Source organism: Streptomyces sp. NPDC006207 (assembly GCF_040613835.1).
Classification (GTDB): Bacteria; Actinomycetota; Actinomycetes; order Streptomycetales; family Streptomycetaceae; genus Actinacidiphila.
Genome location: NZ_JBEXSX010000008.1, coordinates 132,343 through 155,089, shown reverse-complemented (window position 1 = coordinate 155,089; position 22,747 = coordinate 132,343). Strand labels below are relative to the sequence as shown.

Genomic DNA, 22,747 nt, shown 5'->3' with positions numbered 1-22,747 from the left:
CAGGGTATGCGAACCGCGCGCGGACGGTGGGGCTCAGACCATGACCTCGCAGTCCCGGGCGCCCGAGGGGTCCGGGTCGAAGAGGCAGACGTCGGAGCCCGTGTCGCCGGTGACGACGCCGGTGCCGGCGATGTCCTGGGCCTTGAGGAAGAGCACGTCGTCGCCCGGTCCGCCGCCCACGGTACCGGAGTTGGCCCCGGCGTCGCCGATGAGGTCGACGAGGTCGTCGCCGTCGCCTCCGGTGACCCGCCCGCTGTTCTCGCCGTTGATCTCGATCATGTCGGCCCCGCCGCCGCCGTCGACGGTCCCCGCGTTGCCGCCGTGGACCGTGATGACGTCGACGCCGCCGGCCCCGGCGACCACGACGCCCGCGGGGACACCGCCCGGGCAGTCGATCTCGTCGAAGCCCTCGGTGCCGGTGACGGCACCCCCGGTGACCGCCCGGCCGTTCACCGTGCAGCCGGCGACGGCGGGCGCGGGCGGCTCGCCGGCCCGCGCGGAGCCGGTCAGCAGCGCGGACGCGCCGGCCAGGACGAGAGCCGCGCCGGCCAGGACCGGACGGGTGCGCGTACGTGCCGTCATCGCTGCTCCTCGGGTGGACGCCTGGAGTGGGGCGCGGTTGGCACGAGCGTCACGTCACGGGAGGCGGCCCGCAATCGGGCGGGGGCCGGCCGGGGGACCGCACCCGGAACGGAGCCTGACGATCCGTCATCATGCGACGACGACCCCGCACCCCGGGGAGGCTGTCAGGGACCTCCCCGGGGTGGTGGGTCAGCCGCCCACGGCCACCGGCACCGTGAGACGGCGGTCGGCGACGCTGCGCGCGACCTCGGCGGTGTACGTACCCGCAAGAGTGCGCCAGTCACCCTCCGAGGGGTCCCAGATCTGCGCGGCACGGCGGGGCAGCGCGATCCGGGCCTCCGTCACGGCGCCCGCCGGAAGCTCCACCGGGAGGAATCCGGCCAGGACGCGGGCCGGGCGTCCGCCCGCCGGGTCCTCGCCCGCGGGCGCCGCCAGGTAGACCTGGACGACCTCCCGCCCGGCCCGGTCACCGGTGTTGCGCAGCCGTACGGTGAGCGTGCCCAGGGTGCCTCGCCCGCCGTCCGCTTCCGGCCCCTCCGCCGGTGCGAAGGAGGCGTCCTCGTAGGCCCAGTCGGTGTAGCCGAGCCCGTGCCCGAACGGGTACGCGGGCTCCGCCCCGGCCCGCTCCCAGGCGCGGTAGCCGATGAAGACGCCCTCGTCGTAGCGCAGGACCCCGTCCCGGGGCACGACCTCGCCGACCGGGGCGTCGGCCAGCCGGGCCGGCCAGGTGGTGGGCAGCCGGCCGCCGGGCTCGGCGGCGCCGAGGAGGACGTCGGCGAGCGCCGCGCCGGCCTCCTGTCCGGGGAACCACCCGATCAGCACCGCGGCGGCCTCCTCGCGCCACGGCATCTCCACCGGCGATCCGGCGTTCACCACGACCACCGTCCGAGGGTTCACCGCGGCCACCGCGTGCACGAGTTCGTCCTGACGGCCCGGCAGCCGCAGGTCCGCGCGGTCGAATCCCTCGCTCTCGACCCGCTCGGTGGTCGCGACCACGACCACCGCCACTTCCGCCTCCCGCGCCGCCGCGACGGCCTCCGCGATCAACTCGTCCCCGTCCCGCTGCGGTTCGCCGTGGACGAGCGAGAAGACGACCGCCCGGACCGGCCCCCTGCGGTCCTGGGGCAGGGCGTGGGTCAGTGAGACCTCGACGGGCACCCCGGCGGTCAGTACGACCCGGCCGCGTTCGACGGGCGCACCGAACATCCCCTCGAAGGGACCGGACTCGGGCCCGGCGACCTGGGTCCCTTCGTAGACCGGCGCGCCGTCCACGACGAGCCGGAAGCCGCCCAGCCCCCGGGTCCCGAAGTGGTGGGCGCCGCTCTCGCGGGGGGTGAAGGTGCCGGTCACCTCGACGGAGTGCAGGGTGTCGTGGGTCACCCCGTCGGGCAGGTCACCGCCCATCCACTGCACGTGGCCCCCGGGCAGCGTGCAGGTGCCGAGGACCTCGCCCGCCGCGTCCCGGCAGACCGCGCGCAGCGCGAAGCCCGGCCCGGCGGGCGCGAGTTCCTCGTTGGGGTCGGCGCCCACGGCGTAGGCCAAGGGGGTGCCCTCCGGCAGCGCCGCGCGCAGGCCGTCCAGCGGCGCGACCACGTGGGCGGGGAAGACCTGCGCGGACCCGCCGCCGAGCACCCGGGCGTCACGCGCGGCCGCGCCGATGAGCGCGATCCCGCGCACCGCGGCGGGGTCGAACGGCAGGACGGGCCGCCCGTCGCGCGGCTCGTTGCGGACCAGGACGAAGGAGCGGCGGGCGATCTCCCGGGCGAGCGCGGGGCCGTCGATCGCGGCGGGGATCCGGTCGGCGGGCACCGCCGCGGGGGTGTCCGCCAGCAGGCCCACCCGGGCGGCGAGCCGCAGCACGTTGCGCACCGCCGTGTCCACGGCGGACTCCTCGACGCGGCCCTCGCGCACCGCGCGGGCCAGCGCCTGCCCGTAGACGGTGCGCGGTCCCGGCATGGCCACGTCGAGGCCGCCGGCGAGGGCAGCGGCGGTGTCCCGGGCGGCCGCCCAGTCGGAGACGACGAAGCCGTCGAAGCCCCACTCCTCGCGCAGCACCTCGTTCTGCAGGCGGTGGTGCTCGGTCATCGTGGTGCCGTTGACGGAGTTGTAGGCGGCCATGACGCCCCAGGGACGGGCGTCCCTGACGATGGCCTCGAAGGGCGCGAGGTAGAGCTCGCGCAGGGCGCGCTCGCCGATGACGTTGTCGACGGTGAGGCGCTCGGTCTCGGCGTCGTTGGCGACGAAGTGCTTGACGGTCGTGCCGACCCCGCCGTCCTGGACGCCCGCGACGTAGCCGGTGCCGATCTCACCGGTGAGGTACGGGTCCTCGGAGTACGCCTCGAAGTGCCGCCCGCCCAGCGGCGAACGGTGCAGGTTGACGGTCGGGGCGAGCAGGACGTGCACGCCCTTGCGGCGGGCCTCCTGGGCGAGCAGCCGCCCGGTGCGGCGGGCGAGGGCGGGGTCCCAGGTGGCGGCGAGCGCCGTGGGGCTGGGCAGCGCGATGGAGGGGTCGTCCGCGGTCCAGCGCACGCCGCGCACCCCGATGGGCCCGTCCGACATGACCAGCGAGCCCAGTCCGATCTCGGGCAGCGCGGGCAGCGACCACATGTCCTGCCCGGCCAGCAGCCGTGCCTTCGCGTCGAGGTCGAGCTTGCCCAGCGCGCGTTCGACCGCGTCGTCGAGCGGGGTTCCGGAGGTGTCGCTCATGGGGTGGACTCCTTCGTGAGGACGTGACAACCCGTCGCCTGCCTGCCTGACTGGTCGCCATCCTCCGGCCCGTGTCCTGTTGATCGGTAGGTGTCGTCACCTCTTCGTTACTTTCGGCCCGTACCCGGCACCGGGCTAGGCTCACGCCTGTGACTGCCAACGACCGCGGCCGGGGACTCGGCCGCGCGGTCCGCAACGAGGACCGCAAGGCCGAGATCATCCAGGCCGCCCTCGAAGTGATCGCCGAACGCGGCTACCGGGGGGCTTCGCTGGCCGCCGTCGCGGAGCGGGTCGGGCTCACGCAGCAGGGGCTGCTCCACTACTTCCCGACCAAGGAGGCCCTGCTCGTCGCGGTGCTCGAGGTCCGCGACCGGTGGGACATGGCCTCGGCGGCGCTGCACGGCACGGCCTGGCCGATGGAGATGGTGGCCAACCTGGTCGAGTACAACGCCACCCGGCCGGGCGTCGTCCAGGTCTTCAGCGTGCTCGCCGGCGACAGCGTCACCGAGGACCACCCGGCGCGGGAGTACTTCAGGGACCGCTACACACGGGTGCGCCGCTGGGCCGCCGACTCGCTGCGCGCCGAGTACGGCGGGACGCTGCCCGGCGGCCTCACGCCCGAGCAGGCCGCCCCGTTGCTCGTGGCCGTCATGGACGGTCTGCAACTGCAGTGGCTGCACGACCCCGGCGAGGTGGACATGCCCGCGGTCTTCCGGCGCTTCGTCGCCCTGCTCGATCCGGCCCGCGACGCCGGGGAACCCGGCGGCGCGTGAGGGGCGCACCCATCCGGGCACGCCCCTCGTCCCCCGTTCCCGCCCGCTGCTAATCGGGCAGACGCACCAGCATCTTCCCGGTGTTGTCACCGCGCAGGACGCCGAGGAAGGCCTCCAGGTTGTTCTCGATCCCGTCGACGACGGTCTCGCGGTAGCGCAGCCTGCCCTCGCGGATCCAGCCGCCGACCTCCTGGACGAACTGCGGCTGCAGGTCGTAGTGGTCACCGACGAGGAAGCCCTCGATGCGCAGCCGGTTCTGGATGAGCCGGGACAGGTTGCGGGGGCCGGGGGCGGGCTCGGTCGCGTTGTAGAGGGCGATCATGCCGCAGACGGCCACCCGGCCGCGCAGGTTGAGGGCGCCGATGGCCGCCTCGAGGTGCTCGCCGCCCACGTTGTCGAAGTAGACGTCGATGCCGTCGGGCGCGGCCGCCGCCAACTGCTCGGCCACGGGGCCGTCCTTGTAGTTGAAGGCGGCGTCGAAGCCGTACTCCTCGACGAGGAGCTTGACCTTCTCGTCCGAACCGGCGCTGCCGATGACCCGGGAGGCACCCTTGAGCTTGGCGATCTGGCCGACCTGGCTGCCGACCGCGCCCGCCGCGCCGGAGACGAAGACCGCGTCGCCCTCCTTGAGGCCGGCGACGCGCAACAGGCCCGCGTAGGCGGTGAGGCCGGTCATCCCGAGCACGCCCAGGTAGGTGCTGAGCGGGGCGAGGTCGGGGTCGACCTTGACCGCGGTCTCCGCGTTGACCAGGGCGTACTCACGCCAGCCGAGGAAGTGCAGCACGTGGTCGCCGGGGGCGAAGCCCTCCGCGCCCGAGGCGACGACCCGGCCGACCGCGCCGCCGTGCATCGGCTTGTCCAGCCGGTACGGCTCCGCGTACGACTTCGCGTCGTTCATACGGCCCCGCATGTAGGGGTCGACCGACACGTAGAGGTTGCGCACGAGGATCTCACCGGGTCCGGGCTCGGGGACCTCGGTCTCGCGCAGCGCGAAGTCCTCGGGCTTCGGCCACCCGTGCGGGCGGGCGACCAGGTGCCATTCACGGCTCTTCGGCATGGGGGAACGCCTCCAAAGCTTTAGGTTCTTAACTAACCATGAGCCTGGATGTTTGAGGAAGTCAAATAAATCGGCATGGGCGTGTCCCGTCGCACACCGCGGCGACGGCCGGTGGGGCCGCAGGACGGAGCGGGTCGGAGCGGGTCGGTGGACGAGCCGGGGAGGACGGGCCCGGTGCCCGTCAGGTGCACCACCACAGGAAACGGGTGCAGGAGGGCGTCGGCTTCGGCGTGTGCGTGGGGGGCGCGGACGCCGGGCTCGAGTTCTGCGGCGCCGAGGTGGTGGGGCCCCCTCCGGCGGGGGGCTTGGTCCCGGAGCCGGCGGGCGGGTGGCTGACCGAGGCGGAGGCCGAGGCCGAGGGGGACGACGACTCCTTGTCGCTCTTGGAGGCGCTGGGCGACGCGGAGGCGCTCGCGCTCTCGGACGCCGGGGCGTCGGAGGCGGGTGCCGCCGGGTCCCCCGAGGTGTCGTCGCCGGGCGAGGAGGTCGGGCGCGGGGAGGCGCCGTCGGTCCGCGTGTCGTCCGAGGCGGCCGAACTCGCGCCCGTCACGTAGCCGGCGAGCGGGAGTTCCGCCACGCTCCAGCCGACGAGCACGATCGCGGCGCCCACCAGGGTGCCGACCAGCAGCCGGGAACGGCGGCGGGTGCGGACGCGGCGGGTGCGGGCCCGGCTGCCGGAACGGCGCGGGGAGCTCTCCGCGGACCCCCGTCCCGCGGCCTTGCGGCGGTCCGCACGACCGCCCTCGGGCGGCGCCGTGGCCTCGCCCTCGTCGGTCCCGGGCTCCTGCACGGGCGCGTCGGCAGGCCCCTGCGCACCGAGCTGGTGAGCGGGCGTTCCGCACCCCGGGCAAGACAGGGCGCCGTTGATGTGCCGTCGGCATGCTGCGCAGTAGTCCATTGCCCCGGCAGCGTATGGGACGCGACGATACGACGTACATATGAGTTGACCGTCGATCCCGTGAAACCTCTGTGAAACCCGGGACATGCGGGTTTAGGGGCCGATCAGCCCCGAATCAACCCCGAACCACCACGGAATCAACCACCGAACGGCACATCGGGCATCCCCTGCCCGGCCCCCGGCACCACCAGCAGCGATCCCGACAGCGGCCGCTCGGCCAGCTCCCGGGCGTCAAGGCCCGTGCTCGCGGAGGTGATGTAGAGATCGGTCAGCGACGGGCCGCCGAAGGCGCAGGCGGTGGGCCGCCGTACCGGCACCTCCACGACCCGGTCCAGGTCCCCCCGCGGGGTGTAGCGGCGGACGGCGGCCCCGTCCCACAGGGCCACCCAGACGCAGCCCTCGGCGTCCACGGTGAGGCCGTCCGGGAGCCCCGCGGCCTCCTCGACCTCCGCGAACGGCCGCCGCCCGCGGACGAGTCCGGTGTCCCGGTCGACGTCGAAGACGTCGACGCGCCGGGTCGGGCTGTCCACGTAGTACATGAGGGAGCCGTCGGGGCTCCAGTCGGTGCCGTTGCTGACGGTCACGTCGTCCAGCACCGGCTCGACCGTGCCGTCCGGGGCCACCCGGCGCAGGGTCCCGCCGCCGGGCGCCTCGTCGTAGCGCATGGTGCCGGCCCACAGGGTGCCCGCGGCGTCCACGGCGGCGTCGTTGGCCCGCCGGCCGGGGACGGGGTCGCGGTGCAGCCAGCGGAAGGCACCGTCCGCGTCGTACAGCCCCACGCCGTCGCGCAGGTTCACCACCACGCCGCCGGCCGCGCGCGGCTTGGCCGCGCCGACGTGCTGCCCGGTCGCCATCACCGACTCGCCGCCGCCGGCCGGGTCGTACCAGTGCACCCGGGAGGCGAGGATGTCCACCCACAGCAACCGCGCGCCGACCGGGTCCCAGGTCGGGCCCTCGCCGAGGCGCGCCCCGGCCTTGAGGGCGAGTTCGACCCCGCTCATCGCGCACCGCCCCGGTGCCCGAGGCGCTCGGACAGCTCGGCGGCGCCCTTGACGGCCAGTTCCTCCAGCTCGGCCCGGCGCTCCTCGGTCCAGCGGATCATCGGCACGGAGATGCTGAGCGCGGCCACCACCCGTCCCGCCGAGTTGCGGACCGGGGCGGCGACGCAGGAGACGTCCGGGTTGGACTCGCGCCGCTCGACGGCGACCCCCCGCTCGCGCACCGCACCGAGCTGGCGCCGCAGTTCGTCGGCCGAGGTGATGCTGTGCTCGGTCATCGCGGGCAGCGGCCCGTCGCCGGGCAGGCGTTCGTCGAGGGCGTCCGGGGGCAGCGAGGCCAGCAGCATCTTGCCGACGGAGGTGCAGTGCGCGGGCAGCCTGCGCCCGGCCGCCGACACCATCCGGACCGCGTGGGTGCTGTCCACCTTGGCGATGTAGATGACGTCGGTGCCCTCCAGGATCGCCACGTGCACCGTCTCGTCGCAGGTCTCCGCGACCGAACGGGCCACCTGCTGACCCTCGGCGGCGAGGTCCAGCTGCTCGGCGTAGCGGCTGCCGAGCTGGTACGTGCGCACGCCGAGGCGGTAGCGGCCGGACTGACCGGGCTGCGGCACCAGGTAGTTGCGCGCGGCGAGGGTCGTCACCAGCTCGTGCACGGTGGTGCGCGGCAGACCCAGCCTGCGGGTGATCTCGGGCGCGGACATCGTGCCGTCGCCTTCGAGGAAGAGCTCCAGGATGTCCAGGGCTCTGGTCACGGCGGGTACGAGACGTCCCATCTCTGCTCGCTCTCTCCGGCGCCTGTTCGATATTCCGTATAGCGATCGGTATCGCGAACGCAGCGTATCCGCGCCGGGTCGTAGCGGGCAATGGCCGCGCACCGCGCCACGCCGATTGTCTGCTTGTCGGATAACTCTAGGGCCCTTTGCTACTTTCTCAGTGCCCATCAGGGGCTTTGCACCGCTTTCCCACCTTTCGGTGATTCCTTCACCTCTCTCCTCCTACGGGGTCGCCGTGACGATCACGCCCAGCAGCATGCGCAAGACGCCCAACCGGCCCGGCGGGCTCGTCCCCGCACCGGCCACCGGCGACGGCGACCGGCCGGCCCCGGTCCCCGGCGCCCCCCGCCGCTACGACTACGCGCGCCACGGGACGCTCGCCGGACCCCTCAACGACCCCCCTCGGCCAGGGGTGCTGTACCGGGTCAGGTACCGCAGCCTGATCTCCCGCGAAGGGCACCGGATCCGCACCTGGCTGCTGCTCACCGCCGCACCCCTGGCCTCGCTGGGCGTGCTGGTCTGGCTCGTGCAGCCGCGCCACTGGACGGCCCGGGAGACCGCGCCGCAGTGGGCGCACGTCGCCGACACCGCGATGCTGGTCTCCCTCGGCCTCCTCGAACTCCTCCGCCTGGTCGCCGTCCTCGCCCACGCCCACGCCACCCTGGTCGCCCGCGACCCGGTCCCGGTCGCCCCGGCACCGGGCACCCGGGTCGCCCTCCTGGTCTCCTCCGCCCCGGGCGGTGAGTCCCTGGAGGAGCTGCGGGCCACGCTGGAGGGCGCGGTACGCGTCCGGCACGAAGGCCCCGTCGACGTGTGGCTGCTGGACCAGGACGACGACCCGGAGGTCCGGCGGCTCTGCGAGACGCTGGGCGTACGGCACTTCACCCGCAAGGGCGTCGCGCGCTGGAACCACCCCAAGGGCGCCCTGCGCGCCGGCGCCCGGCACGGCGACCACAACGCCTGGCTCGACGCCCACGGCGGCGACTACGAGTTCACCGCCGGCGTCGGCACCGGCCAGGTCCCGCTCCCCCACTACCTGGAGCGGATGCTCGGTTACTTCCGCGACCCGGACGTCGCCTTCGTCGTCGGCCCGCAGGTCCACGGCGACCACGACACCGCCGTGACGAGGGCCGCCGAGAGCCACCGGTTCCTCGTCCACGCCTCCGCGCAGCGGGCCGGCAACCGTTACGGCTCCGCCCTGTTCACCGGCACCACCGACGTCGTCCGCGTCACGGCGCTGCGGCAGGCCGGCGGGATGTACGACTCCGCCGCCGGCGACCTGGCCACCGGGCTGGAGATCCACGCCCGCCGCAACCCCGCCACCGGCCGCAAGTGGCGCTCGGTCCACACCCCGGACGTGGTGGCCGTCGGCCGGGGACCGTCCTCCTGGAACGGCTTCTTCGCCCAGGAACTGCGCCGCAGCCGCGGCACCTACGAGTCCCTCCTGCGGCAGTTCTGGAAGGCCCCGTGGAAACTGCGCCCCGGCAGCCTGCTCACCTACACGCTGGCGGCCGCCCGTTACCCCCTCTCGGGCCTCGGCTGGATCCTCTCCGCGCTGGCCTGCGTGCTCTTCCTGGGGCTCGGTGCCTCCGGCGCCCCCTTCGACCCCACGGTGTGGCTGGCGCTCCACGGCGCCGCCGTTGCGTTCCGGATCGCCCTGTGCCTGGGGACCCGAGGGCGCAACGCCGGCCCCCACGGGCCGAAGGGGTCCTTCGGCGTCGCGGGGTTGCTGATGTCCGCGGTGTCCGCCCCGCTCCACGTACTCTCCCTGGTACGGACGGTGCTCCGGCGCCCGCCGGGCCGGCTCGCCACGGCCGAGGGCGGCCCGGCCCGCCCGGACCGGCTCGCCACCTTCCGTGTCCACCTGCTCTGGGCGGCCCTGCTCGCCGGTTCGCTGCTCGCCTCGGTCCCCCGCGGCCACGCCCACCCGGCGCTGCGCGTCTGGGCCGCGATCGCGCTGCTGACCTCCCTGGTCCCGCTGCTGGTCTGGCGGTGCAGCGTGCTGCGGCGCCGGGTGGCGGACGTCCTGGCCGCTCGGCAGGCGCGACGGGCCCGGCGTACGGCCAGGGGCCGGCACCGCGCGCCCAGGCAGCGCGCCTCCGCCCGCATGGCGGCGGTACGGCACCACATGGCGCGGCGCTGAGGAACACGGCAGGACCCGGCACACCAGGACGGCCGCCCGGTACGGGCGGCCGTCCTTGCTTCGTCCTCGCTTCGTCCTTGCTTCGTCCTCGCTTCGTCCTCCTCAGCCGGGCACCGCGGGCCTCGACGGCGCGGCCGAGGGGGATGTGGAGGGAACGGCCGCCGAAGCCGGGGCGGACGCCGGAGCCGGGGCAGCCACCGAGGGCGGGGCGGACGCCGAAGCCGGGGCGGACGCCGACGGGGTCCAGGTGGGTACGGCGGGGGCGGGTCGCAACGCGCGTGCCGCCGGCCGCCGCCCGGCCTCCCGGGCCAGTTCGAGCGCGTACGCCGCCCACCAGTGCCCCGCGGGCGGCGCCCCCCGGCAGGCGCCGTCGGACTCACCTGGCTGTTTCACCCACAGGTAGGCGTCCACCAGCGGACTGCCGGTACGCACCGTGGGTGCGGGGCCGAGCGCCCGGTCCGGCGGTTTGCACCAGGACTGCGCGTTCCTGCGCACGGCCGCCCAGGGGCCCTTGCCGTTGCGGCTGGTGTCGATGACGTAGTGGGCGCCGCCGAGCAGCCCGGACAGCCGGTCGCCGTACTGCGTGCTGACCCCGGTGGTGTGGAAGCCGGCGACGTTCAGCGCGAAGCCGTCGGCCCGGCCGATCCCGGCGAGCCGCAGCGCCGCGGCGAGCCGGCGCAGGTCGGGGACCCGCCCCGGGTTCCCCGCGTCGAGGTAGACCCTGGTAGCGGTACGTGCCTTGAGGAGCCCCACGGCCTCGGCCAGCAGCGCCGCCCGGCCCGGGGGCGGCCCGGGGGCGGCTCCTCCGCAGCCGGCCACCAGACCGGCGACCGCATCCGGTTCGAGGATCACCACGGCCGGACGGCCGCCGATGCCGCCGGAGACGCCGGTGATCCAGCGGCGGTAGGCGGCCGCGTCGGCGGCGCCGGTCGGGCGGCGGACGCAGTCGCGCCGCGGGAGGTTGTGGAGCACCAGCACCGGGATGCGGTGGGCGCGTTCGGCCGCCGCGGTGATCCGGCGGGTCTCGCCCGCGGCGTCCTGGGTCCGGTCGTCGAGCCAGGTGGCCAGCGGCTGGTCGGCGATCCGCCGCAGCAGCGCGGCGTCCGCCGTCCGGCCGCGGGCCTCCCAGGCGTCGGCCTGCCGGGCGGCCCGGCTGTCCGGGTCCGCCCAGAACGGGGAGGGCCCGATGGCGGCCGGCGGGGCCTCCGCCAGGGCCGGGCCTGCGGCCCACCCCGGTGAGAGCAGCACCGCCGCTCCGGCCAGCCCGGCCACCACGCGTACGGTGCGTGCGCCGGGTCGTCGGGCACGTGCGATCGCAGCGAGAACCATGTGACCCACCGTCACATCGGCCGCCGGGCCCCGCCGCTTCTGGTGCGCCGAACGGTCGCCCGGAGACCGAATAACTGACGAAGCGTCATGTGCTATCCGAATCCGGTACGACTATTCGGGTGATCATGCGCATCCATGGACAAATCGGGTCGTTGGTCAGATCACGACCTTTGGTCCCCTCCAGTCCGAAAGGATCAGAAGTGAAGCGTTTCTCCAAGGCTGTCGCCCTGACGGTCGCCACCGGTGCCCTCGTCCTCGGTTCCGCCACCACCGCCCTCGCGAGCGGCTACGACGGCGGCGGCAAGGGCGGCAGCCACGGCTACGGCAAGGGTTACGGCAAGGGCTACGGCTTCGACGGCTACGGCTACGGCAACCGCCGCAGCGGTGCCAACGCCCGTGCCATCGCCGCCGGCTCCCCCGGCATCCTGAGCGGCAACGTCATCCAGGTGCCGATCAACGTCCCGATCAACGTCTGCGGCAACGGCCTGAACGCGATCGGCCTGCTCAACCCGGTCGCGGGCAACGTCTGCATCAACGGCTGACGCGAACCGTCACACCTGCCGGGGCCGCCGGAGGTCACGTCCTCCGGCGGCCCCGCCATGTCACAGGCCGTTCGTGTAGGCCGTCAGCCGCGCGGTGCCGTAACCGCCGTCGATGGGCACGTTGCGCAGGGCGTGACCGGTCAGCCACTGGCTGAGCGCCGTGAAGGACGCGTCCCCGTGGGTGTCCTTGTACAGGGCGGCGATCCCGGTGACGTGCGGGGCGGCCATCGACGTGCCGTCCATGTCGCGGAAGCTGCCGTTGAGGTACGCCGACAGGATGCCCATGCCCGGTGCGTGGATGTCGACGCACGTGCCCCAGTTGCTGAACCAGGCACGGCGGTCCTCCTGGTCGATCGCCCCGACCGTGAAGGCCGTCCGCGAGCTGGCCGGGGAGACGAAGCACGCGTTGAGGTTGTCGTTCCCGGCCGCGGCCACCGGGAACACCCCGGCCGCCGCCAGGCCCTCGACGGCCCGGTTGACCGCCGGCGACCAGCGCCCGGAGAGCGACAGGTTCGCCACGGCGGGCTTCTTCGCGTTCCCGGCCACCCAGTCGACGCCCGCGATGACGGCGGAGGTCGACGTGCGCCCGACGCACGGGAAGACCCGCACCGACACCAGCGTCGTCTTGCGGGCGACACCGGTGTAGGTGCCGCCGACGACGCCCGCCACGTGGGTGCCGTGGCCGTTGCAGTCCCCGCCGTCCAGGCCGTCGCCGATCGCGTCGTACCCGGGCACGGCACGACCGCCGAAGTCCGGGTGGGAGAACTCGATGCCGCTGTCGACGATGTACGAGGTGACCTTGGCCCCGGTGGACCGCACCGAGAAACCGGTGCCCCCGAGGGCCCGGTTGTTGATCCGGGTCAGGCCCCAGGGCGTGAAGCCGCCCAGGCTGCGCACTCCCGTCGCCCGCGGTCCGGAGGAGTCCGGTACGGGGGCCGAGGGCGAGGCGGGGCCGGGTGGGGCCTGCGGGACCTGGACCGGCTTGGTCCCGGGCACCGGGGAAACGGACTGCCCCGGCGCCGCGGGGTCCGGTGCGGACTGCTCGGGAGCGGCCTGTTCGGGCACCGACTGCTCGGGCCCGGCCGGTTCCGGCTCCGCCTGGTAGGGCACCGCCTGGTCCGGAGCCGACTGGTCCGGAGCCGACTGGTCCGGCCCGGCCGGTTGCGGCATCGCCTGGTCGGGGGACTGCTCAGGCGACTGCCCGGGTGACTGCCCGTCCGGTCCCGCCGGCAGGGGTACTCCCTCGCCAGGAGCCTGCTGCGGCCCCTCCTGTTGCGGGCCGGGGCCGGGGAAGTCGACGGGGCCGGACGGCTCGCCCGGGACGTCGCCCGGGTAGGGGGGCTCCAGGTCGGTGTCGGCGGGGGCGTCCTCGCCGAGCGGGATGGCGACCACCGCGTCCTGCTCCACCTGGTCGACGCCGGGCGCGGCGCGTACCCGCTGCGCCTGGGCCGGTGTGAGCCGGGCGGCGAAGCCGGAAAGCGCGTGCCGGTAGGTGAAGAGCGGCTCGACGCCCAGACCGTCCAGGACGGTCCGCGGCGCGGTGCCGTCGTCCAGGGTCACGACGTACTGGTCCGGGATCGCTCCGGGAGGACCGGGCCGTGGTTCCGCCGCGCTCGGGAGGGGCGCCGTCAGGGCGAGGGCGGGAAGAGCAGTTATCAGGGCGGCGGAGGCGGTCCGTCGCAAGGAAATTCGCATCTGCGGAGCTCCTTGACCGGTAGCAAATCTGACGACCCCCCAGGTTTCTGGTTATCAGCTGACCATCCTGGACGCCTTGTTCCGGCGGCTGTTCGGGTGACGCTCCGCATCCGCCCCGCCTTGCGCGTCGTTGACCAGACCGCACGTCAGTGACCAAGGAAAGGAAGAGCTCGTGAAGCGTCTCTCGAAGGCCGCAGTGCTGACCGTCGCGGCCGGTGTCGCGGTGATGGGCAGTGCGGGCGGCGCCCTCGCAAGCGACGGCGGCAAGGACGGCCACTACGACCGCGGCGGTGCCTCGGCCGAGGGTGCGGCCATCGGCTCCCCGGGTGTGCTCAGCGGCAACGTCATCCAGATCCCGGTCAACATCCCGGTCAACGTCTGCGGCAACGGCATCAACGCCGGCGCGCTGCTGAACCCCACAGCCGGCAACGCCTGCTTCAACGTCTGACGGCAGCGCCCGCCCCCGGGCGCCCCGCCATCCGTCCGCACCTCATTCTGGAGCTTCGCAACATGCTGAAGAAGGCACTCGCCTGCGCCACTCTCGCGGTGGCCGCCGCGGGCAGCGCCGCGGCCCTCGCGCCGACCGCACAGGCCTCCGACGTCCACGGCGGGAACTACTCGCAGAACGTCAACGTCCTGCCGCACCTCTGCCTGGACGTGAAGCGGGTCTACGCCCTCAACCCTGTCGCGCTCGACGCGCTGACCGAGACCAGCGGCCAGCAGTGCAACGAGAAGTCCAGCGTGGTGGACGCGCACAAGTCGGCACTGTCCGACCTCGCCGACGTCGGCGCGTACCAGAACTGATCCGGGCGGGATCCACGGCGGCCGTCCCCGGCATACGGGGGCGGCCGCCGCTCGTGCGTGCCGGCGCGCACGGGAGAAGGGCCCGGCCCCACGGAGTTCCGTGGGGCCGGGCCCTTCGTGTACCCGGTCCCTCAGTTCTGGTAGGCCCCGGCGTCGATCAGGTCGGACAGCGCGGACTTGTGCCCGTCGACGACCTTCGACTTCTCGTTGCACTGCTGGCCGCTGGTCTCGGTCAGCAGGTCGACGGCGAGGGGGTTGAGGGCGTAGATGCGCTTCACGTCCAGGCAGGGGTGCGGGATCAGGTTGACGTTCTGCGAGTAGTTCCCACCCGAGGTGTCGGAGGCCACGGCGGCGGGGACGACGGCGCCGGTGGCCGCGACGGCGAGAGAAGCGCAGGCAAGAGCCTTCTTCAGCATGGGGAGTTTCTCCTCTGGGAGTTCAACGACGTCCTCCGGACGCCGACATCAGGAGCAACGCCCCCCGCCGGGTGGACGTGACGGTCATTGCTCCAGGCTTTCCCTCTTTCACTCCCAGGCCGTAGGGCACGCCGCTAATACGAGGAGTCCGCGACCAACGACCCGAGGACGACGGCGCTGTTGAACCCGCCGGTGCCGCGGGCGAGCACCACGGCCGTCGTCAGCCGTTCCGGCCGTGTCCAGCGGGTGACCAGGCGAACGCCGTACCGCTCGCGGGCGGCCCTCGCGTCGCCGCCCCGGGTGGGCGGGATCACGCCGGTGCGCAGGGCGAGGGCGGCGGTCACCGCGTCCAGCGCGCCGGCGCCGGAGGTCAGCCGGCCGACGCCCGCCTTGGGCACCGTCACCGGTAGCTCCGCCAGCCGGTGGCCGAAGACCCGCTGGAGCGCCGCCGCCTCGGCCGCGTCCCCGGCCGGGTCGCCGGCGCCGTCGGCGAAGACCACGTCCACGTCCCCGGGAGCACGCCCGGCCTGCTCGAGCGCCGTGGTGACGGCCCGGGCCAGCTGGACGCCGTCGGGCGCGGGCGCCGTGTGGTGGTGCGCGTCGTGCGTGGCGGCGTGGCCGAGCAGTTCGGCGTAACCGCGCACCCCGCGCTCGGCGGCGTGCGCCTTCTCCTCCAGGACCATCAGGGCACCGCCCTCGCCGGGGACGAACCCCGAGGCGTACGGGCTGAAGGGCAGGTAGGCCCGTTCGGGGTCGGCGCCGCGGTGCACCGTGGGCAGGGTGGACTGGCAGGCGAGCGCGAAGGGCGACAGCGGCGCCTCGGTGCCGCCGACGATCACGGCCTTGCCGCCGCGCCGCAGCCGCCGCCAGGCGTGCTTGAGCGCGTCCAGGCCGCCCGCGCCGTCCGCGGCGACGACGCCGCAGCCGCCGGTCAGCCCGTGCCGGATGGAGATCTGGGCGGCGCCGGCCGCGTGGAACCAGGCGATGGACTGGTGGGCGCCGGCCTGGCCGGGCTGCCGTGCCCACAGGGCGTGGGTCTCCCGCTGGCCGGACTCGTTGCCGCCGGAGCCGCTGGAGGTGACCACCGACAGGTGGAACGGGGGGTGGTCGGCGGGCCGCAGCGCCGCGTCGGCCAGCGCCATCTCGGCCGCGGCCAGGGCGAACCAGGTCCAGCGGTCGGTCTCGGCGCGCAGGGTGTCGTCGATCCAGCGGGCGGCGTCGAACCCGGTGACCTCCCCGGCCAGCACGACCGGGGAGCGGCTCGCGTCGGGCCTGCCGATCGGCCGGATGCCGTTGCGCCCGGCGACGGTGGCCCGCCAGTAGGGGCGGGCGCCGACGCCGGTGGGGGCGACGACCCCGAGTCCGCTGATGACCGCGCGTGTGGTCATGCCTCCGCCTCCCGTTCAGGGTCCGGCTCCAGGGCCGAGAAGACCATCGCCGACTGGAGACCGCCGAGCCCGCAGGCCACCGACAGTGCGTGCCGCACCCGCCGTTCGCGGGCGAGGACCGGGGTGTAGTCGAGGTCGCACTGCGGGTCGGGCCGCAGGAGGTTGGCGGTCGGCGGGATCACCCCCCGCCGGACGGCGAGGGCGCAGGCGGCCATCTCCAGGGCGCCCGCCGCGCCGAGGCAGTGGCCGATGACGGACTTGACGGAGCTGACCGGGACCTTGCGCGCGTGCTCGCCGAGGGCGCGCTTGTACGCGGCGGTCTCGTAGCGGTCGTTCTGCACCGTGCCGGAGCCGTGGGCGCTGATCCAGTCGAGCTCTTCGGGGGCGATGCCGGCCTCCGACATGGCGGAGATGACCGCCTCGCTCAGGTCGTAGCCGTCGGGGCGCAGACCGGTCATGTGGTAGGCGCCGGTGCGGTTGTCCCAGCCGCGCACCTCGCAGTAGACGGACGCGCCCCGGGCACGGGCGTGCTCCAGTTCCTCCAGGACGAGCACGGCGCCGCCCTCGCCGAGGACGAAGCCGTCGCGCCGGGCGTCGAAGGGCGCCGGCGTCCGCTCAGGGTCGCCGGTGAAGGCGGTGGTGGCGCGGATCGCGTCGAAGCAGGCCACCGTGACCGGGGAGATGGGCGCCTCGCCCGCGCCCGCCAGCATGACGTCGGCCTCGCCGTCGCTCAGCGTGCGGAAGGCGCAGCCGATCGCGTCGACGCCGGAGGTGCAGCCGGTGGAGACGACCGAGGACGGACCGTGCAGACCATGCCGCAGCGAGAGTTCGGCGGCGGCCGAGGAGGGGTGCATCGCCCGGTGGAGGAAGGGCATGCCGTGGTCCGGGCTGACCTCCCAGTGGCGGCCGCCGTCGCTGGCGACCACGTACTCGTCCTCCAGGGTGACGGTGGCGCCGACGGCGGTGCCGAGGCAGACCCCGATGCGGTCGGTGTCCTCGGCTTCCGTGCGCAGCCCGCTGTCGGCGAGCGCCTCGGCGGCCGCGGCGAGCGCGAACTGGGCGAACCGGCCGTTGCGGCGTATCTCCCGGGGGGTGAGCCCGGCCGCGAGGGGGTCGAAGTCGGCTTCGGCGGCGATCCGCGAGCGGTACCGCGAGGGGTCGAAGCGGGTGATCCGGCGGATCGCCGGCCTGCCCCCGACGATCCGCTCCCAGAACGCCTCCCGCCCGACGCCGCCGGCGGCGACGGCTCCGACGCCCGTCACCACCACCCTGCGCGCGGTACGGCCTGCGGTCACCGGTCGACCAGTTCGCGGCCCGGCGCCGGGCCCTCCGTCGCCGGCCCCGTCGCGGTGGCGGCGCGGGCGATGGCGGCGGCTTCCTCGCGGGTCTCGGTGTCGACGTGCCCCAGTTCCGGACGCGGCGCGAGCGGGGCCAGGAAGAAGACGGCGCGGGCCACCGCGTCGGAGGTGTTCACCAGCCGGTGGCGGACCCCGCGCGGGACGAGCAGGGCCTCGTTGGCGGCGACGCTGCGCGGGCAGCCGTCGAGGTCCACCCGCACCTCGCCCTCGACGACGACCAGTTGCTCCTGCGAGTACGGGTGGTAGTGCTCGGCGACGGCCTCGCCCGGACCGACGGTGACCATGCCGCAGAACCCGTCCGTCGTGCCGACCGAGGTGGTGGTCAGCAGGGTGCGGATGTCGCCGCCGCGGCGGGTGTCCGCGTGGGTGTCCAGGGTGCCGACGGGACGGATCCGGCGGGACTCCAGCCGGTCCTTGACGAGCTGCATCTGGACGCGGGAGTTGCTGTTGATGCGTTGCCGCATGCCCTCGTCGTCGACGGGCGCGTCCACCTTCATCCGGAAGTCCTGCAGCCAGCGCATGCGGGTGCTCTCCGGGCCGAGTTCCTCGTACTGCCAGTAGATGTTCATGAACTCGAACGGCCCGGTCTCCAGCCGCCGGGCCCGCACGGTACGGGTGGCCGGGTCGGCGGTGCGCTCGGACACCCAGGACCAGACGCGGCCCTTCTCGTCGGGGTGCATGGTCAGGCGGAAGCGGGTGGTGTCGCCCTCCTGGGAGATGATCTCGGCCTCGGCGTACTCGCTGAACAGGGTGGGCCAGCCGGCGACGTCGTTGGTCCGCAGCCACACGTACCGCAGGGGCGCGTCGATGACGATCTCGTTCTCGGTGTGCATCGTCATCGGGTCCGCACCTCCGCCGCGGGATGGCCGGACTGACGTTCCGTCACTGAGGTCATGGGGGCACTACCTCCAACCGAGCGGGCCGAATAATCACACAATCGGTCCCCGCGGTGACGGAACGTGTCACGCCCTCGCGGCCCGCTCCACCCGTACGGGGGCACACTTCGTGAGGGCCCGTCAGCGGCGCTTCCGGCGCCGGTCGACGCGGGCGTGCGGGACCTCCGCCTCCTCCCCCGTCCCATGCTCCCCGCGCGCCGCTCCCCTGCCGGCGGACGGGGCACGAGGCGGCTGCGTCCGGTGCGCCCGCTCTCGGTGCGGCCCGCTCTCACGCGCGGTGGTGGGGCGCCTCCGTGCCGTCCACGTGGGTGCCGGGCACCACGGGGGCGTGGGCGGGCGGGAGGTCCTCGGGGACGGGCTCGCGACCGCCGTCGTCCCCGCCCGCCGAGGCGGCGTGGCGGGCGGGCCCGCCGGTCCTGACCTCGGAACGGTGCGGCCAGAGCGATGTCTTCCTGTGTTTTCCGGTCATAACGGGCGAATACCCGTACCGGGCGCCCGTCACCCGTCATCCGTCATCCGTCACGCGGCCGTGAGCGCGACCGCCGCCTCCGCCGTGTGCACCAGGAAGGTGAGGGTCTCCTGGAAGTACAGCCGCACGCTGGTGTCGTCGTGCGACAGGTAGCCGATGGACACGTCCTGGCCGATGCGCAGCTCGAAGTCGCCGCCGCGGGTGGAGAGCAGGAACGCCCCGTCGATGGCGGGCGCCCACACGATCTCCCCGTCGAGGAGCCGGGCCAGGTGGGCGTGGATCGGGTAGCCGTAGTGGGAGGTCTCGTTGACGGCGGTGTACGCGTCGGCGCTCAGCGCGAGCGTGTACGGGCCGCCGACGCCGGCGAGGCGGAGCGCCGAGATGGCCTGGCTGACGGCGTTGGGGTAGTCGCGCACGTCCGCGGGGAGGCTCAGCGGCGGGTTCGAGGCGCTCGCGCGGATGCCGGCGATGCCGGCCGCCGCGTACCCCTCGAAGACCGCCCGGTCCTCGGTGAACGCGATGCGCCGGGCGGCGTCCTTCACGGGCTGCCAGTCCGCGTCCTGGGCACCGCGCTCGACGATGTCGACCTCGCTGCGGGCGACCGTGAAGGGCACGCGCAGCTCGACGACCGGCTGCGCGCGGCGCACCCGGGCGAGGACGTCCTCGTGGGGCGCCTCGACCGGGTCGAGGTGGCCGGTGTTCACCCCGGCGAACTCGGGGCCGGCGGCCTCGGGCACGTCGACGATGCGGCGGGCGGCGACATGGCGCTTGAAGGTGCGCCGCGCCTCCTCCTCCAGGTCGTCCCAGGCGGCTTCGGAGATCGGGGCGAGTTCCCGGTGCAGGTTGTTCATGACGTGACGGTCTTCCTCAGGTCGCCGATCCCCAGCGACTTCGCGGCCGGGGCGGCCGCGACGGCGGGCGGATCGGGAAGGTCGTCCAGGAAGTCGGCGGAGGGCACGAAGAACAGCGTGCCGGTCACGGCCCGGGAGAAGTCCAGGATCCGGTCGTGGCTCGCCTGCCCGTCGCCGAGGAACATGTTGCGCAGCATCCGCTCGGTGACCTCGGGCGTCCGCGCGTAGCCGATGAAGTACGTCCCGAACTCGGCGGAGCCCACCCGGCCGAAGGGCATGTTGTCGCGGAGGATCTGCCGCTCGGTGCCGTCCGCTTCGACGATCGTGGTCAGGGCGACGTGGGAGTCGGCGGGCTTGACGTCGTCGTCCATCTCGATGTTGCCCAGCTTGCTGCGGCCGATCACCCGCTCCTGCGCCTCCACGGGCAGGGCGTTCCAGGCGTCGAGGTCGTGGACGTACTTCTGCACGATCACGTAGCTGCCGCAACGGAAGTCCGGGTCCTCGTCGCCGGTCAGGACCGCCTCGGTCGCCTCGGGGCCCACCGGGTTCTCCGTGCCGTCGACGAACCCCAGCAGGTCGCGGACGTCGAGGTACTTGAAGCCGTGCACCTCGTCACGGACCGTGACATGGCCGCGCAGCCGGTCCATGACCAGCGAGGCCAGGGCGAAGCACAGGTCCAGCCGGGTGGCCCGGATGTGGAAGAGCAGGTCGCCCGGGGTGGCGGGCGCCTGGTGGCGGGGCCCGGTCAGCTCGGCGAAGGGGTGCAGTCCGGCGGGGCGCGGCCCGCCGAAGAGGCGGCCCCACACGTTCGACCCCACCCCGGCGACACAGCTCAGCCGCCCGTCCGGGGTGCCGAAGCCGACCGAGCGCTGCAGCCCGGACAGGTCCTCCAGCAGATCGCGGACGGTGGTCTCCCCGCCGGGGTCGACCGTCACGACCAGGAAGATCGCGGACGTGGTGAGAGGGCTGAGCACCGGCTGCGGCAGCGGTTCCGCCATCACCACGCTCCTTCGGTTCGGGGGCGCGCCCGGGTCGGGGCGGGACACGCACAAGTCTGCTCCGGGGCCCGGCCCGGTGCATCCTGACCAGGAGCGGCGGCGAACCCCTGTGGAAGGCGGCTGGACATGAGCGGTGGCCCGGAAGGGGACCGGCAGCGCCTGCTGACCGTGCTGCTGCTCGTCCTCACCGTGCTCAGCGGGCTGGTCGACGCCGTGAGCATCCTCAGCCTGGGCCATGTCTTCGTGGCGAACATGACGGGCAACCTGGTCTTCGTCAGCCTCGGCCTGGCCGGGGCGCCCCAGTTCTCCGTCGTCACCTCGCTGGTGGCCCTCGGCGGCTTCGCCGTGGGCATCCTCTTCTGCCGGGCGGCTCTGGCCCGGCTGACCCGCCCGATCGCGCTGGTGGGCGTGGCCGCGGTGTGCGAGACCGCGCTGCTGGCCTCGGCCACGGCCCTGCATGCGCTGGACGGGCCGCGGCGCGTGCTGGTGGTGGTCTGCGCGGTGGCGATGGGCATCCAGAACGCGATGGCCGGACGCGTCGGCGTCGCGGGCCTGACCACGACCGTGATGACCCGCACCCTGGTCGGGCTGCTCAGCGGCACCGGTGCCACGGCGCACGACCGGCGGATGGCCCTACGCCAGGCACTGAGCGTCGCCGCCCTGGTGGCCGGCGCCCTGGCCGGGGGCCTCCTGGTGCTCCTGGTGACACCGCCCGCCGCCCTGGGCGCGGCCACCGGGTGCGCGCTGGCGGTGGCCGTGGCGGCGACCGTCGCCGCCCGCCGGTGACCCGTCCTGTACCGCCGTCAGAAACGGACCGGGAGGGCCACCAGGCCGCGGGTGCGCATCGACGGGCGCCACCGCAGCTGCGCGGGGTCCGCGTCCAGGGCGAGCCCCGGGAAGCGGGCCAGCAGCTCGGTGAGCGCGATCCCGGTCTCCAGCCGGGCCAGCGGAGCGCCGAGGCAGTAGTGGATGCCGTGCCCGAGGCCGAGGTGCGCGGTGTCGGCGCGGCCGAGGTCGAGCCGGTCGGGCTCGGGGAAGCGGGCGGGGTCGCGGTTGGCCGCGGCCAGCGACAGCAGCACCGTCTCGCCGGCGGGGACCGTCACGCCGCCGATGGTGACGTCCTCCAGCGGGAAGCGCCGGATGGCCAGCGGCGCCGGCCCGTCCCAGCGGGTCAGCTCCTCGACCGCCGCCGCGGCCCCGCCCGGCTCGGCCCGCAGGGCGGCCAGTTGCCCGGGGTGCGTCAGCAGCGCCAGGACGGCGTTGCCGATGAGCTGCACGGTGTTTTCGTACCCGGCGAACAGGACGAGGAAGGTCAGCGACATCAGCTCGTCCTCGCTGAGCCGGTCGCCGTCGTCACGGGCGGCGATCATCGCGGAGAGCAGGTCGTCCTCGGGGTGGGCGCGCTTGCGCGCGATGAGCTGCCCGAAGTACGCGAGCATGGCGGCGACCGCCTCCTTCGCCGCGGAGGGCCGCGACGGGTCCGGGGCGACCAGGGCGTCCGTCCAGCCCCGGAAGTCGCGGCGGTCGCCGGGGGCGACGCCGAGCAGGTCGCAGATGACGCGGATCGGCAGTGGCGCGGCATAGGCGCCGATCAGGTCGGCGCGGCCGTCGGGGGCCACGGCGTCCAGCAGTTCGGCGGCCGTACGGCGGACCGGCTCGCGCAGGTCCGCGACACGGCGCGGGGTGAAGGCCTGCGACACCAGCCGCCGGATGCGGGTGTGGTCCGGCGGGTCCATGTTCAGCAGGTTGGCGTCGAGGGCGGGCGGCAGCGCGAACCCCGAGTAGTTGCCGGGCAGGGCGTTGCGCTTGTCCAGGGACAGCAGCGGGTCGCCGAGCGCCTGACGCACGTCCTCGTACCGGGTGACCACCCAGGCGGGACGCCCGTCGGTACCGGTGACGCGGTGGACGGGACCGGCCTCGCGGAGCCTGCCGTACGCCCCGTAGGGGTCGGCGATCAGCTCGGCGGGGTCAACGGGAGCCTGCCCGGGCGGTGTTGCGTCCGGAGCGGCGTTCGGCGGGGTCGAGGAGGCCATGCCCCCACCCTAAGAGCCGCAGCGTGGCGCTCCGG

22 protein-coding genes are annotated in these 22,747 nt (G+C 74.3%); 6 read left to right on the top strand and 16 right to left on the bottom strand.

Translation table 11 applies throughout. The annotated features are described in order from the left end of the window. Nucleotides 1–33 precede the first annotated feature (33 nt). Both ABZ312_RS08765 and ABZ312_RS08760 read right to left on the bottom strand, forming a co-directional pair. The gene (locus tag ABZ312_RS08765; RefSeq protein WP_500322038.1) at nt 34–582 is read right to left on the bottom strand and encodes a hypothetical protein; all 549 of its coding nucleotides are present in this window, start codon (nt 580–582) and stop codon (nt 34–36) included. 189 nt (nt 583–771) lie between these two features. After that, entirely contained in the window at nt 772–3,288 is a 2,517-nt protein-coding gene (locus ABZ312_RS08760; protein WP_500436898.1) for a beta-glucosidase, read from the bottom strand. A 149-nt stretch (nt 3,289–3,437) separates the two neighbouring features. Between ABZ312_RS08760 and ABZ312_RS08755 the strand changes: the two genes are divergently transcribed. Next, on the top strand, nt 3,438–4,061 hold the full coding sequence (locus tag ABZ312_RS08755; protein ID WP_500322036.1) for a TetR/AcrR family transcriptional regulator: 624 nt from the start codon (nt 3,438–3,440) through the stop codon (nt 4,059–4,061). Nucleotides 4,062–4,110: 49 nt separating this feature from the next. Here ABZ312_RS08755 and ABZ312_RS08750 read toward each other — a convergent pair whose 3' ends face one another. The 4 genes from ABZ312_RS08750 to ABZ312_RS08735 form a co-directional block, all read right to left on the bottom strand. Continuing rightward, nucleotides 4,111–5,118, bottom strand: coding sequence for an NADP-dependent oxidoreductase (locus ABZ312_RS08750; protein WP_500322035.1), 1,008 nt, complete (start codon nt 5,116–5,118; stop codon nt 4,111–4,113). A 181-nt stretch (nt 5,119–5,299) separates the two neighbouring features. After that, a complete protein-coding gene (locus tag ABZ312_RS08745; protein ID WP_500322034.1) occupies nt 5,300–6,016 on the bottom strand; it encodes an SCO2400 family protein in 717 nt (238 codons plus the stop codon). Nucleotides 6,017–6,153: 137 nt separating this feature from the next. Further along, the gene (locus ABZ312_RS08740) at nt 6,154–7,017 is read right to left on the bottom strand and encodes an SMP-30/gluconolactonase/LRE family protein (protein ID WP_500322032.1); all 864 of its coding nucleotides are present in this window, start codon (nt 7,015–7,017) and stop codon (nt 6,154–6,156) included. Continuing rightward, nucleotides 7,014–7,790: an IclR family transcriptional regulator gene (locus ABZ312_RS08735; protein ID WP_500322030.1), complete on the bottom strand. Its 777-nt coding sequence runs from the start codon at nt 7,788–7,790 to the stop codon at nt 7,014–7,016. Before ABZ312_RS08735 ends, ABZ312_RS08740 begins: the two co-directional genes overlap by 4 nt. A gap of 235 nt (nt 7,791–8,025) precedes the next feature. On the opposite strand from ABZ312_RS08735, the gene ABZ312_RS08730 reads away from it, so the two are divergent. Then, nucleotides 8,026–9,933: a glycosyltransferase gene (locus ABZ312_RS08730; protein ID WP_500436896.1), complete on the top strand. Its 1,908-nt coding sequence runs from the start codon at nt 8,026–8,028 to the stop codon at nt 9,931–9,933. A 102-nt stretch (nt 9,934–10,035) separates the two neighbouring features. Here the strand turns inward: ABZ312_RS08730 and ABZ312_RS08725 are convergent, their stop codons facing one another. Beyond that, nucleotides 10,036–11,262: a glycoside hydrolase family 6 protein gene (locus ABZ312_RS08725; RefSeq protein ID WP_500322028.1), complete on the bottom strand. Its 1,227-nt coding sequence runs from the start codon at nt 11,260–11,262 to the stop codon at nt 10,036–10,038. A gap of 200 nt (nt 11,263–11,462) precedes the next feature. Between ABZ312_RS08725 and ABZ312_RS08720 the strand changes: the two genes are divergently transcribed. Then, nucleotides 11,463–11,804, top strand: a complete 342-nt coding sequence (locus tag ABZ312_RS08720; protein ID WP_499511747.1) for a chaplin — start codon at nt 11,463–11,465, stop codon at nt 11,802–11,804. 60 nt (nt 11,805–11,864) lie between these two features. Here the strand turns inward: ABZ312_RS08720 and ABZ312_RS08715 are convergent, their stop codons facing one another. After that, nucleotides 11,865–13,499, bottom strand: coding sequence for a S8 family peptidase (locus ABZ312_RS08715; RefSeq protein WP_500436894.1), 1,635 nt, complete (start codon nt 13,497–13,499; stop codon nt 11,865–11,867). A 172-nt stretch (nt 13,500–13,671) separates the two neighbouring features. On the opposite strand from ABZ312_RS08715, the gene ABZ312_RS08710 reads away from it, so the two are divergent. Together ABZ312_RS08710 and ABZ312_RS08705 are read left to right on the top strand one after the other, a co-directional pair. Continuing rightward, nucleotides 13,672–13,947, top strand: a complete 276-nt coding sequence (locus ABZ312_RS08710) for a chaplin (protein ID WP_500322025.1) — start codon at nt 13,672–13,674, stop codon at nt 13,945–13,947. Nucleotides 13,948–14,009: 62 nt separating this feature from the next. After that, on the top strand, nt 14,010–14,303 hold the full coding sequence (locus ABZ312_RS08705; RefSeq protein ID WP_500322023.1) for a hypothetical protein: 294 nt from the start codon (nt 14,010–14,012) through the stop codon (nt 14,301–14,303). Nucleotides 14,304–14,434: 131 nt separating this feature from the next. On the opposite strand, the gene ABZ312_RS08700 is transcribed toward ABZ312_RS08705, so the two are convergent. The 7 genes from ABZ312_RS08700 to ABZ312_RS08670 all read right to left on the bottom strand — a co-directional run bounded on the left by ABZ312_RS08700 (nt 14,435) and on the right by ABZ312_RS08670 (nt 20,679). Further along, nucleotides 14,435–14,719: a hypothetical protein gene (locus ABZ312_RS08700; protein WP_499511751.1), complete on the bottom strand. Its 285-nt coding sequence runs from the start codon at nt 14,717–14,719 to the stop codon at nt 14,435–14,437. Nucleotides 14,720–14,853: 134 nt separating this feature from the next. After that, entirely contained in the window at nt 14,854–16,107 is a 1,254-nt protein-coding gene (locus ABZ312_RS08695) for a beta-ketoacyl synthase N-terminal-like domain-containing protein (RefSeq protein ID WP_500436893.1), read from the bottom strand. Next, the gene (locus ABZ312_RS08690; RefSeq protein ID WP_500322021.1) at nt 16,104–17,402 is read right to left on the bottom strand and encodes a beta-ketoacyl-[acyl-carrier-protein] synthase family protein; all 1,299 of its coding nucleotides are present in this window, start codon (nt 17,400–17,402) and stop codon (nt 16,104–16,106) included. The genes ABZ312_RS08695 and ABZ312_RS08690 overlap by 4 nt, the downstream gene beginning before the upstream one ends. Further along, nucleotides 17,399–18,304: a cupin domain-containing protein gene (locus ABZ312_RS08685; protein ID WP_499511754.1), complete on the bottom strand. Its 906-nt coding sequence runs from the start codon at nt 18,302–18,304 to the stop codon at nt 17,399–17,401. Before ABZ312_RS08685 ends, ABZ312_RS08690 begins: the two co-directional genes overlap by 4 nt. A gap of 325 nt (nt 18,305–18,629) precedes the next feature. Next, a complete protein-coding gene (locus ABZ312_RS08680) occupies nt 18,630–18,830 on the bottom strand; it encodes a hypothetical protein (RefSeq protein WP_500322019.1) in 201 nt (66 codons plus the stop codon). 50 nt (nt 18,831–18,880) lie between these two features. Next, complete coding sequence (locus tag ABZ312_RS08675; protein WP_500322018.1) at nt 18,881–19,681, bottom strand: family 1 encapsulin nanocompartment shell protein; 801 nt, start codon at nt 19,679–19,681, stop codon at nt 18,881–18,883. Further along, complete coding sequence (locus ABZ312_RS08670) at nt 19,678–20,679, bottom strand: Dyp-type peroxidase (protein ID WP_500322016.1); 1,002 nt, start codon at nt 20,677–20,679, stop codon at nt 19,678–19,680. The genes ABZ312_RS08675 and ABZ312_RS08670 overlap by 4 nt, the downstream gene beginning before the upstream one ends. Before the next feature lie 126 nt (nt 20,680–20,805). On the opposite strand from ABZ312_RS08670, the gene ABZ312_RS08665 reads away from it, so the two are divergent. Beyond that, entirely contained in the window at nt 20,806–21,465 is a 660-nt protein-coding gene (locus ABZ312_RS08665) for a YoaK family protein (RefSeq protein WP_500359562.1), read from the top strand. Between the two features lie 17 nt (nt 21,466–21,482). Here ABZ312_RS08665 and ABZ312_RS08660 read toward each other — a convergent pair whose 3' ends face one another. Then, entirely contained in the window at nt 21,483–22,712 is a 1,230-nt protein-coding gene (locus ABZ312_RS08660) for a cytochrome P450 family protein (protein WP_500322013.1), read from the bottom strand. Between the last annotated feature and the right edge of the window lie 35 nt (nt 22,713–22,747).

Excerpts from the sequence above, each read along its gene's own strand:
- ABZ312_RS08765 (WP_500322038.1), bottom strand. The coding sequence starts at position 582 with ATGACGGCACGTACGCGCACCCGTCCGGTCCTGGCCGGCGCGGCTCTC.
- ABZ312_RS08760 (WP_500436898.1), bottom strand. The coding sequence starts at position 3,288 with ATGAGCGACACCTCCGGAACCCCGCTCGACGACGCGGTCGAACGCGCG.
- ABZ312_RS08750 (WP_500322035.1), bottom strand. The coding sequence starts at position 5,118 with ATGCCGAAGAGCCGTGAATGGCACCTGGTCGCCCGCCCGCACGGGTGG.
- ABZ312_RS08745 (WP_500322034.1), bottom strand. The coding sequence starts at position 6,016 with ATGGACTACTGCGCAGCATGCCGACGGCACATCAACGGCGCCCTGTCT.
- ABZ312_RS08740 (WP_500322032.1), bottom strand. The coding sequence starts at position 7,017 with ATGAGCGGGGTCGAACTCGCCCTCAAGGCCGGGGCGCGCCTCGGCGAG.
- ABZ312_RS08735 (WP_500322030.1), bottom strand. The coding sequence starts at position 7,790 with ATGGGACGTCTCGTACCCGCCGTGACCAGAGCCCTGGACATCCTGGAG.
- ABZ312_RS08725 (WP_500322028.1), bottom strand. The coding sequence starts at position 11,262 with ATGGTTCTCGCTGCGATCGCACGTGCCCGACGACCCGGCGCACGCACC.
- ABZ312_RS08715 (WP_500436894.1), bottom strand. The coding sequence starts at position 13,499 with ATGCGAATTTCCTTGCGACGGACCGCCTCCGCCGCCCTGATAACTGCT.
- ABZ312_RS08705 (WP_500322023.1), top strand. The coding sequence starts at position 14,010 with ATGCTGAAGAAGGCACTCGCCTGCGCCACTCTCGCGGTGGCCGCCGCG.
- ABZ312_RS08700 (WP_499511751.1), bottom strand. The coding sequence starts at position 14,719 with ATGCTGAAGAAGGCTCTTGCCTGCGCTTCTCTCGCCGTCGCGGCCACC.
- ABZ312_RS08695 (WP_500436893.1), bottom strand. The coding sequence starts at position 16,107 with ATGACCACACGCGCGGTCATCAGCGGACTCGGGGTCGTCGCCCCCACC.
- ABZ312_RS08685 (WP_499511754.1), bottom strand. The coding sequence starts at position 18,304 with ATGACGATGCACACCGAGAACGAGATCGTCATCGACGCGCCCCTGCGG.
- ABZ312_RS08680 (WP_500322019.1), bottom strand. The coding sequence starts at position 18,830 with ATGACCGGAAAACACAGGAAGACATCGCTCTGGCCGCACCGTTCCGAG.
- ABZ312_RS08675 (WP_500322018.1), bottom strand. The coding sequence starts at position 19,681 with ATGAACAACCTGCACCGGGAACTCGCCCCGATCTCCGAAGCCGCCTGG.
- ABZ312_RS08670 (WP_500322016.1), bottom strand. The coding sequence starts at position 20,679 with ATGGCGGAACCGCTGCCGCAGCCGGTGCTCAGCCCTCTCACCACGTCC.
- ABZ312_RS08665 (WP_500359562.1), top strand. The coding sequence starts at position 20,806 with ATGAGCGGTGGCCCGGAAGGGGACCGGCAGCGCCTGCTGACCGTGCTG.
- ABZ312_RS08660 (WP_500322013.1), bottom strand. The coding sequence starts at position 22,712 with ATGGCCTCCTCGACCCCGCCGAACGCCGCTCCGGACGCAACACCGCCC.